Source organism: Pseudomonas sp. NUPR-002 (assembly GCF_056322725.1).
Window position 1 is genome coordinate 3,435,263 of sequence record NZ_CM150476.1, and the last position, 11,547, is coordinate 3,446,809.

Annotated in this window: 1 protein-coding gene; it reads left to right on the top strand. The window is 64.2% G+C overall.

The genetic code is table 11. The features are described 5' to 3' along the window. Positions 1-73: 73 nt before the first annotated feature. Positions 74-11,533, top strand: coding sequence for a VCBS domain-containing protein (locus ACVWSC_RS15550; protein ID WP_442107531.1), 11,460 nt, complete (start codon positions 74-76; stop codon positions 11,531-11,533). Positions 11,534-11,547: the final 14 nt, after the last annotated feature.

Consider the following 11,547-nt stretch of genomic DNA (forward strand, 5'->3'; position numbering starts at 1 on the left):
CTGGGGCGGGCATTGGCATGACCAATACGAAGACGGTTCGCCCTTACCCAGGGCTCAAAGTGATGATGTGGACATGACGACCCAGACCCGCTCCGCCGTACCCATTGCATTCAAACCCCAACGCCAGGCGCTGGCTTTGGAGCCGCGCATCCTGTTTGACGGTGCTGCTGCAGCCGCAGCAGACCAGCAGCATCAGGACAGCGGTGACAAGGCCGATACTGGCGCTGCCCACGCCACCCCGTCCGATGCGCGCAGCGAACCGGGCCAGCAGCCTTCGGCCGCGCGTCACCTGCTGGTGCTCGACAGCCGCATCGAGGGCCGCCAACAGCTCACCGCCAACCTGCCCGACAACGTCGAGGTGTTGGTGGTGGATGCCAAGCAGGATGGCCTGGCCGCGATCTCCACGGCACTGGCCAAGCTCGGCCAGGTCGACTCGATCCAGATCCTGTCGCACGGCGCCGCCGGCGAGTTCACCCTCGGCAAAACCACGCTCACGGCAGACAACGTCGGCAAGTTTTCGCAAACCCTGAGCCAGTGGGGCCAGTCGCTGAGTGAAGGCGCCGACATTCAGCTGTATGGCTGCAAAGTCGGTGAAGGCAGCGAGGGTCGCACCCTGGTCGATCAGCTGTCGCGCTGGACCGGTGCCGACGTCGGTGCCTCCAGTGACAATACTGGCAGTGCCAAAGCCGGCGGCGACTGGGCCCTGGAAGTCACCCGCGGCGCTATCGACAAACCCATTGCCTTGACCGCAGCGGCCATGGCCGGCTACGACCGCCTGCTGGCGGCTGGCCCCAGCACCGACCTGTCGGGCGGTGCCGATGTGCTGCTGGGCAACACCTTCAATTTCACCGTCACCTTCACCAACAGTACCAGTGACACTGGCTATGCCCCCTTTGTCGACCTGTTCTTCCCGGCCACGGGCAAAGACGGCGCCGGTACCGAGATCGACGATGGCATCACCTTTGTGTCCGCCACCTACCTGGGGCAAGCACTCACGGCCCATGCGGTGACCTTCGATGCCAGCGGTCGGGCCAATCATCCGTTGGCCGTGGGCGTCGATGGCAAACCGTTGGTGATCAATGCCGCCGATTTCGGTATGCGCGCAGGCGATCAGATGGTGGTAATCGAGCTGCCGTTCGCCAGCGTCAGCCAGGGCCAACCGCCGATCCCTATCCAGGTCACGGCAACCCTGAGCAACCTGGCAGATACCGATTTCTCGTTCTCTGGCTCGACGCCCGACCTGACCATCCGTGCCCGCAGTGGCTTCCAGTACGGCAACGACTCGCTGAACAACCCAGCCACCGACCCGAGCATCCTGGAGCCATCGGCCAACGCCGACAGCTATGTAGTGCATCCGACGGTCATTACCGTCGACCAAGTGGTCACCACGCCGGAAGGCGAAACGGCCACCGGTCCCAACTTCAAGCGTGACCTGACCGTCACCGTGACCCCGGCCAATTCGCAAACCCTGACCAACGTGGTGATCACCCAGCCGGTGCCCGACAACGTCATTGTCACCCGCATCACCCCCGGCGGTGGTGGCACACTGACCTCGGTTACCCTGTACGACGGGCGCACTATTACTGACCCGGTGGTGATCCAATCGCTGCTGGCGCGTAACAACGACAACGACCTGAGCAACGACCTGTACATCAGCTCGTTCACCGTCACCTACCCGACGCTCAGCGCGCCGACCAGTACCGACGTGCAGTTCTTTGTCCCCGATGACGATGCCGACGGGGTACCGGTACTCAATCCAGTCACCGGTGACGACGTCACCATCACCTTCGACGGCCCCACCGCCTCCGGCAGCTGGAAGCCACTGGACCCGCGCGACGCAGCGAACGGCCAGATCAACTTCAATGGCCAGGGCGACGACGTCAGCTTCGTGGCCAAGTCGATCACCCTGCAAAAACAAGTCACCGTTACCGTTGACGGTGGCAGCGCTGGCATCAGCCCCGGCGATACCCTCACCTACCAACTCAACATTGCACTGTCGGATTACTTCGCCTTCGGCAAGACCTTCCTCGGCAATGGCAGCTTCGTCATCGCCGATGGCCTGACTGACGGCCAGTCCCTGGTACCCGGGACCGCGACCTTGAACGTAACGGTAAACGGCATCAGCCAGACCATTACCTTGGTCAGCACCGTCGTGGTCAACGCCGACGGCAGCACGTCACTGGTGTTCGACGTTGGCCAGTCAATGCGCAACGCTTTTGCGGGGCGCAGCTGGCTCAATGGCGACCTGGCCTTCGATGACGTGCTGCAAGGCGCCACCCTGGCGGTCATCAGCTACCAGGCCCGGGTTGGCCAGAGCTATACCCCGCCTGCTGGCGCGCCACACAGCGAGATCAACGAAGGCGACCCATTGGGCAACAATGCCACGGTCACCGCCACCGTACTGCTCGACCCGCTCAACCTCAGCGGTGACGACCAGAGCGACAGTTCCAACACCCTCGTCCGCATTCCCACCAGCAAGGTCGAGATCGACCTGGCCGACCTCAACGGTGGCGGCGCCCCTGCCCCCGGCACCGAGCTGCGCCCCGGTGACCGCGTGACCTTCCGCCTCAGCTACGACCTGGTCACCGGTGACTACGAGAACTTCAAGCTCACCGCTTACCTGCCGCTGCCATTGTTCAACCTCAGCGGTCTGGACCTCAACAGCATCTGGCGCCTGGCCACCGGCAACACCAACCCCAACAGCCCGACCTCGGTAACCCTGGGCCCCGGCAACTCGCTGGTGTTCACCTTCGCCGACTACGTCAATACCGGTGTCAATGGCAGTCGCATCGCCATTGATTTCACCCTGACCGTCAGTGATCAGCCATTCGCCGACCAGCGTGCGTTCAACGTATTGGGCGAATCCAGCCAGACCCGCACCCTGGACAAGAGCGTCCTGGTGACCACCGACGATGTGACCCTGATCGCCTCGGTCGCCGAACCGGCCTTGACCATCAGCCATGGCGTGGTGTCCACCAGCCACGGCACGGTGACCGGCACCACCGGCAGCTGGAACCCGCCGGGCGGCACGGGTGTGCCGTTCAACGGCAGCATTACCGACATCGCTGCGGTCAACGGTAACGTCAGCGGTATCGATGGCAATGACCGCCTGCGCCTGGCAACGGCCATCGAGAACCACGGTGGCGGCAATGCCTTTGACGTCAGCACCCGCATTACCCTTGCGCCGGGGCTGTCGTTTGTCGGCGGCAGTCTGTCGGCGGCCAACCTGCTGATCTATCGCGGTGATGGCACACGGCTGATCGCTGGCACCCATTACACCGTGGACAACGCCACCAACACCATTACCTTCATCGACGGCGCAGGTACAGGCGCCCTGCTCGCCGGCCGCCCTGGCACCGCTGCCGACAACAGTGGGGCAAACGTTGTCGTCATCACCTATGACGTCAACGTCGCCGCCAACATTGCCGCCAGTGCCACCCTGCAGACCAACGCCGAACTGACCCGCTACGCCAGCGTCGAGGGCGGGCAGAACTTCCTCGGTGCCACACCGTTGAGCGACCTGGCCAGCCAACAGGTTGCCGCACCCTCCATCACCAAGACCTACGCCGGTGGCAGCCTCGACAACACTGACTCCAGCGCCAGCCACACCACCGGTGCCAATCTGGTGGTGGGCGAAAGCATGCTCTATGACATCGTCGTCACCCTGCCCGAAGGCACCACGCAGAACCTGCGCATCGATGACCTGATCCCGCCCGGCATGCGCCTGGACACCAGTTTCAACGGTCAGGGCTACCTGGTGATCACCACCGCCGGTGGTGTACTGGCACAGAATTTCGGCGGCACCGTCACCGTTGGCAGCCTCAGCGCGCCGTCCGGCACCCTCGGCGGCGATGGCGTGGATGCGCGGTTTGTCTTCAGCGTCGCCAATACCACCGGCGACAACAACACCGGCAACAACAGCTTCGTGATTCGCCTGCGCCTGGTTGCCAGCAACGTTGCTGGCAACCAGACCAGCGCCGTACACCTCAATGATGCAACCCTGACCTACAGCGACCCCGACGGCGACACCCCCAACGGCAGCACCGCAGTCAATCGGGACGTGCAGGTAACCGGTGCCAAGCCCAGCGTGACCATTCAGGAACCGACCCTGCAACTGACCCAGCAACTGGTCACCCCGCCGGGCCTGGGCTTCGACCAGGGTGACCCGGTCGAATTCACCATCAGCGTCAGCAACGGCGCGGCAGGCAGTGACTACGATGCCTTCGACATCGCCTTCAACAGCACCCTGCCCAGCGAACTGGACCAGTTGACCCTGGTCAGCGTGATCTACACGGTCAACGGCGTCAGCACCAACATCACCGCCAGCTTCAGCCTCGACCCCAGTGGTCGTACCCTGGTCAACACTGGCAATGTCGATATCGCCAAAGGTGGCACGCTGGTGATACGGGTGACCGGCGTGGTCAACGCCACCGGTGCTTCGGTCGCGCAATTCGACAACCTTGCCCAAGTCCGCTGGACCAGCCTCGATGGCAACGTGGCCGGTGAACGTACCGGCCAGGATGGTCCACTCAACGGCGGCACACTCAACGACTATCGGCGTGACAGCGTGCTGATCATCCCGGTGGCGCAAGGTATCAAGTTTTCCCGGGTCGGCGGACTGTCGGACACCGCCGCACCCAACCCGACCAACGCCCTGCAAGAGAACGTCGCGGTGGGTGAAATCATCCGCTACCGCGCCACTGTGCTGGTGCCTGAAGGCAATAACCCCAACTACCAGCTGGTCATCACCCTGGACCAGGGCCTGACCCTGGCCGACCTGAGCAGCATGCGCATCGGCTTTATCTCCGATGGTGGCCTGACCACCAGCCTGACCGACCTGATCACCGGCGGCACGCTGCAGATCATCGGCAACGAGAACAGCCCGCAGGCACAGTTCATCAGCCCGGATCTTTCCGGCGCTGGCCCTACCGGGGTGCTCAACTCGATCTATGTAGCGCTCAGCACCGATGCCAACGGTAACCAGATCGTCACCCTCAACCTGGGCAACATCACCAACGGCGCCCACGGCGGTGGCGACGACGGCAACGACGACGACCTTGAAGGCATCGTCGTGGAGTTCAGCGCCCGGGTCGACAACCGCGTAGAAAACCAGGCCGGTGACATTCTCGGCGCCGTGGTCCAGGACCGCGTCAACGGTAACCTGCGCGCAACCAGCCTGCTGCTGACCGAACGCATCGTTGAAGCCAGCTTCAGCGGTATGAACAAACAGGTCACCGACTTCATCCCCAACCCCGGCGGCACCCAGGGCAACGCCACGGTCAGCATAAGTTTTACCGCCAGCGGAGAATTGCCGGCCTACGACGTGCACCTGACCGACGGCTTCCCCACCGGCACTAACTACACCCTGATCAGCGTCACCATCGGCGGCACCACGTATGGTCCGGGCAACCTGCCAGCGGGGGTCACCTTCAGCACCAGTGGCGGCCTCAGCGTGGACATCGCCAGGGTCGATAGCGGCACACAAGTGCGGGTGGTGTACTCGGTCGACGTGCCCAACGGCACCACCATTGCCAACAGCGACGCCAACCTGAGCTGGAGCAGCCTGCCCGAGACCTTCACCAGTTGGGGCGGCAGCACCGTCGGCGTCGACGGCAGCATCAGCGGCGAACGCACCGGCGCCGACGGCCCGGGGCCAGACGCCAGTGTCCTGAACAACTATGTGCTGCGCGAAGGCGCAGGCCTGGGGATTATCAGCGGCACGCTGTGGAATGACACCGGTACTGCCGCCACTGCGCCCAACGACACCACGCCTGACGCCGATCCGGTGCCTGGCACACCGGGCTACGAGCTGGCCATCCCGAACCAGACCATCACCTTGGTCTGGGCCGGTGCCGATGGTGTACTGGGTAACGGCGACGACAAATCGTTCACCACCACCACCGACAGCAATGGCCGCTTTACCTTTGGCGTGCTGCCTTCGGGCCTGTACCGCCTCGATGCCCCCACCACGGTCAACAGCATTGCCCAGTTCGGTGAGCTGCGCATGCGCATCGATACCGATCAGGCAACGCTAGGCCAGGTCAATGTCAACCTCGGTGAAGGCAGCAGCGCGCAGGCCAACTCCGGCTATGTCGAAGTCAACGATGCGCCCGTCAACACCCTCCCCGGCTTCCAGAGCGGCAGCGAAGACACACCGCTGGCCATCCCCGGCATCAGCGTCAGTGACGTCGATGCCGAGCGCAACCCGGACGTCAACGGCCGCAATATCCAGGTCACCCTGACCGTGACCCACGGCACCTTGTCGCTCACCGGCGCCACTACCGGGGTCACCGTCACCGGTGCCGGTACCGCCACCCTGGTGCTGCTGGGGCGCATCGCCGACATCAACGCGGCACTGAACGGCCTGAGTTACCTGGGCAACCTGAACTTCAACGGCAATGACTTCCTGCAGGTCACCACCAATGACCTGGGCAACTATGGTGACTTCGACAACAACGGCGTGCCGGGGCAACCAACCGATGCACGCCAGGACCAGGATTTCCTGGTGATCAACCTGCTGCCGGTGAACGATGCCCCCGTGGGCGTGCCAGACAGCGCCACTGCGGTTGAGGCCGGCGGCACCGACAACCGTCTGCCCGGCGTCGATCCGCGCGGAAACCTGTTGGATAACGATACCGACGTCGACATTGCAACCAACGCCGATCAGCTGTTCGTCGTCTCGGTCACCTCGCCGCTCGGCGTGGTGGTACCGGTCCCCGTGGCCGCCGTCGAAGTGCTGGGCCGCTACGGCAAACTGGTGATCCAGGCCAATGGCGCCTACCAGTACATCGTCGATAACAGCAACGCCGCAGTGCAGGCGCTGCGCCTGGCCTCCGACCAGTTGACCGAGGTGTTCACGTACGTCCTCTCCGACATCGGCATTGGCGGCGCGCCGCTGCAGGCCACTTCCACCTTGACCGTCGTGATCCAGGGCGCCAACGATGCCCCGGATGCTGAAAACGACGTCGGCACCGCGATCGAAAAAGGCGGTGTCAACAACACCGACAGCGGTAATCCCAACGACACGCCACCCACTGGATTCCCGGTACCCGGGGCGGATGCCACGGGCAATGTGCTGAGCAACGACAACGACGTCGACGGCGGCCCAGGCGACCCGATCGACTATGGCGAAAGCAATTCCGTTACCGGTATACGCCCCCTGCGCGAAACGGTACCCGGTGCCCTGACCGTTGTTCCGCCTGGCGGCAGCGTGAGCATTGCCGGTACCTATGGCACGCTGACCATTGCCTCGGATGGCACTTACAGCTACGTCATCGACAATACCAACACCGCGGTGCAGCGACTCGGCCCCAATGATCGGCTGGTGGACTTCTTCAGTTATCAGGTGTCCGACGTACAGGGCCTTAACGACCTCGCCGAACTGCGCATCAATATTGTCGGCAACTACGACAACCCGGTCGCCAGCGACGACCAGGCCACGGCGCAGGCCGGGGCCAGCAACGCCGACCCTGAAAGCAACCCGGTCGGTAACGTCATCCTCTTCCCCAGCCGCCCAGGCAGCATCACCCAACCCGGTGGCAACGGCGTCGACCTCGACGTAGACCGCGCCGACCGGCCCAGCAGCGTGCTGAAGGTCAACGGCATACGCAACGGCCCTGAACTGGCCGGTGGCACGCTGACCAGCGTCGCTGGCGGCGCCGTGACCCTGGATGCGACCTTTGCCCAGTTCAGCAACGGCACCCCGGTCGGCAGCCCGGTGAACTACGGCACCCTGACCATCAACCCGGACGGCTCGTTCAGTTTCGACGTCAACAGCGACAACCCGGCGATTGTGGCCCTGGCGCGTGGCGCCACCCTGAACGTGATCTTCACCTACCAGATCGTCGATTCGGCCGGGCTGACCGACACTGCGCAATTGGTGATTGTGGTGCGCGGCGCCAACAACCCGCCCCACGCTCAGGACACCGTGGCCCTGGCCACCGAAAAAGGCGGCGTGAATAACACCTCGCCGGGGCTCGACCCTGGCGTGCCGCCAGCGCCGGTACGGCAGGTGACCTTTGTCGACCCCGACAGCGACCCGGTCAGCGTCACCGGCGTGCGCACCGGTCCGGAGGGCGGCACCGGCACTGCCGGCACCGTCGGTAGCGCGCTCAACGGCCAGTACGGTGCCTTGACCATCAACGCCGATGGCACCTACCGCTACGAGATCAATAACAATAACCCCGAGGTCCAGGCCCTGCGCGGCGAGGACGACTTGCTGGTTGAAGTCTTCACCTACCGGGTGACCGACAGTGATGGCGAGTTCGACGATGCGCAAATCATCATCGTCATCCGTGGCCAGAACGACAACCCGGTCGCCAGTAACGACACCGCCACCGCCGTAGAGGCCGGTGGCGTGAACAACAGCAGCGGCGGCGTTGACCCGACCGGCAATGTGCTCAACAACGACAACGATGTCGATGGCGGTGTTGGCGACCCGATCGACTATGGCGAAACCAAGGCCGTGGCATCGGTGCGCACTGGCGCCACCGAGGGGGCTGGCACTGCCGGTACCCTGGGCAGCGAACTGCGCGGCACTTACGGCTGGCTGACCCTCAACGCCGATGGCAGCTACAGCTATCGCCTGGACAACAGCCTGGCCGCCGTTCAGGCCTTGCGCCCGGGCAACACGCTGGTGGAAACCTTCAACTACACCGTGGTCGATACCGCGGGTGCTACCGACACAGCCCTGCTGAGCATCACCATCCAGGGCAGCAACGATGCCCCGGTGGCCAGCAACGACAACGCCCTGGCCGTAGAGGCCGGTGGCTTGAACAACGCCAGCCCGGGTATCAACCCCAGCGGCAATGTGCTGGGCAACGACACCGATGTCGACCGTTTCGGCGAAACCCTCAGCGTCATCGGTATTGCCCAAGGCCAGACCAATGGCAGCGTCGGCAGCAGCTTTGCCGGGCAGTACGGCAGCCTGACGGTCAACGCCGATGGTAGCTACACCTACCTGGTCGACAACAATGATCCGCTGGTGCAAGCCCTGCGCACGCCGAACGATACCCTCAGAGAGACGTTCACCTACACCATTCGCGATCTGGCCGGTGCCACCAGCATCGCTACCCTGACCATCACGATTCAGGGCCGCAATGACAATCCGCTGGCGGTCAACGACAGTGCTGTGGCGGTGGAAGCCGGCGGCACCAACAACGCCACGGCGGGCGTCGACCCGAGTGGAAACCTGCTGATCAACGACCGTGACGTCGATGCCGGTGACAGCAAGACGGTCAACGGCATCCGCGCTGGCAGTGAGGCGGCGGGCGGCACGTTCACCGCGGTCAGTGGCAGCCAGGTGATCCGCGGGACGTACGGCACCCTTACGGTGTTCGCCAATGGCGACTACCAATACCGCGTCGACAATACGCTGGCCGCAGTCCAGGCGCTCAAGCCTGGCGATACCCTGCAAGAGCAGTTCACCTACCGCATGCGCGACAGCGCCGGTGCCCAGGATGTGGCGCAACTGGACCTGACCATCCAGGGCGCCTGGGACGCCCCCGTGGCGCGTGACAACCTCAACATTGCCGTGGCCGACAACGGCGACGGCCTGGTGCTCAACCCCAGCGGTAACGTGCTGCCCAACGACAGCGACGTTGACCAGGGCGACCAGCTCACGGTGACCGGCATTCGCACCGGCGCAGAACTCGGCAGCGGCGTGGCCGGTACCGTCGGCAACGTACTGCAAGGCCAGTACGGCACCCTGGTGATCAACGCCGACGGCAGCTACACCTACACCATCGACACCAACAACCCGGCTGTATTGGGCCTGGACCTGCTGCAGACGCTGACCGATCACTTCACCTACGAGGTGACCGACCGTGGCGGCCTCACCGACCTTGCCCAACTGTCGATCATTGTCATCGGCCGCAACGATGCCCCTACCGGCGTCGATGACAGCGCCACCGCCATCGAAGCCGGCGGCTTGAACAACGCCACGCCGGGCCTGAACCCCAGCGGTAATGTGCTGGGTAACGATATCGACCTGGAGAAAGACACCCTCACGGTCACCGCGATCCGCACCGGCAGCGAAACCGGCTCTGGCACCAGCGGTACCCTGGGCACCAGCTTGCGCGGGCTGTACGGCAACCTGGTGATGAACGCCGATGGCAGCTGGACCTACACCGTCGACAACAGCCTGGCGGCAGTCCAGGCGCTGCGCACCAGTGGCCAGGTACTGGTGGATATCTTCACGTATACCGTGCAAGACCCTCACCTGGCCGATGACACCGCGCAACTGCGCATCACCATCGACGGTCGCAACGACACGCCGATTGCCGTTGACGACAACACCATCGCCATCGAGGCTGGCGGTGTCGGCAACAGCACCCCGGGGCTCAACCCCGGCGGCAACGTGCTGGACAACGACACGGATGTCGACAGCCCGGCCCTGGGCGAAACCCGCCAGGTGCTGTCGGTACGCAGCGAAACCGGCAGCGCGGCCCTGGCTGGCCAGGTGTTGACCGGCCGCTATGGCACCCTGACACTCAATGCCGACGGCAGCTACAGCTACCAACTGGATAACGCCAACCCAGTGGTGCAAGCCTTGCGTACGGCCGGCGAAACCCTGCGCGAAGTCTTCACCTACCGCATGCGTGATACCACCGGGGCCGAGTCCGAAGCGCGCTTGAACGTGCTGATCCAGGGCGCCAACGATACCCCGGTAGCCCGCGACGACAGCAACGTGGCCAGTGACCAGAGCCCGGCGCCGCAAGCGTCCGGCAACGTCCTGCCCAATGATGGTGATGTCGACGGCGGCGACGCCTTGAGCGTGACCGGCATCCGCACCGGCAGCGAAGCGGGCAGCGGCACCGCAGGCAGCGTGGGTCAGCCGTTGGCCGGGCGCTATGGCACGCTGGTGATCAATGCCGACGGCAGCTACACCTACAGCATCGACCTGAGCAACCCTGAAGTGTTGGCGGCAGCAGGCCTGGGGCAGGTCTTGCAGGATGTCTTCACCTACACCCTCAGTGACCGCGCTGGTGCCACGGACCTGGCGCAACTGACCATCACCCTGGACATTACCGCGCCGTTCATTCCGGCACCCGCCGGGCCATTTTTCGGCCGCGACAGTGATGATCCGTTCCAGCGCCTGCCGTTGCCCGATGTCGATCCGGTGGTATTCGTCGGCCCGGTGGTCGAGCGCCAGGAGCAGATCCTCGAGCTTTCCAGCTGGCAGGCCGATGGCAGTAACCTGAGCTACGGGCGCACCCCGGAGATTCTCAGCGAAACCCTCAACCAGCGCCTGGGCACGATTCAGGGCCAGTTCGTCGCCAATGCGGTACGCGGCAGCCGCCAGGCCAGTGATAACGACATGGCCTGGATTCTCGGCCGTCAATCGCGGATCAACCTCAGCGCTGATGGCCTGCTGCCCGACCCTTCGGTGTTCGCCACCGATGCCGCACACCTCACCCAGGGTGATACCCAGTTACCTGCGCCCTCTGAGGCTCGTATCGCGTCCGGTTTTCGTGCTCAGTTGCGCGAAGCTGCCGAACGCCTGCGGGCCATGGATAACAGTACTCGCGAGTAAGCAAAGACCAAGGA

Excerpts from the sequence above, each read along its gene's own strand:
- ACVWSC_RS15550 (WP_442107531.1), top strand. The coding sequence starts at position 74 with ATGACGACCCAGACCCGCTCCGCCGTACCCATTGCATTCAAACCCCAA.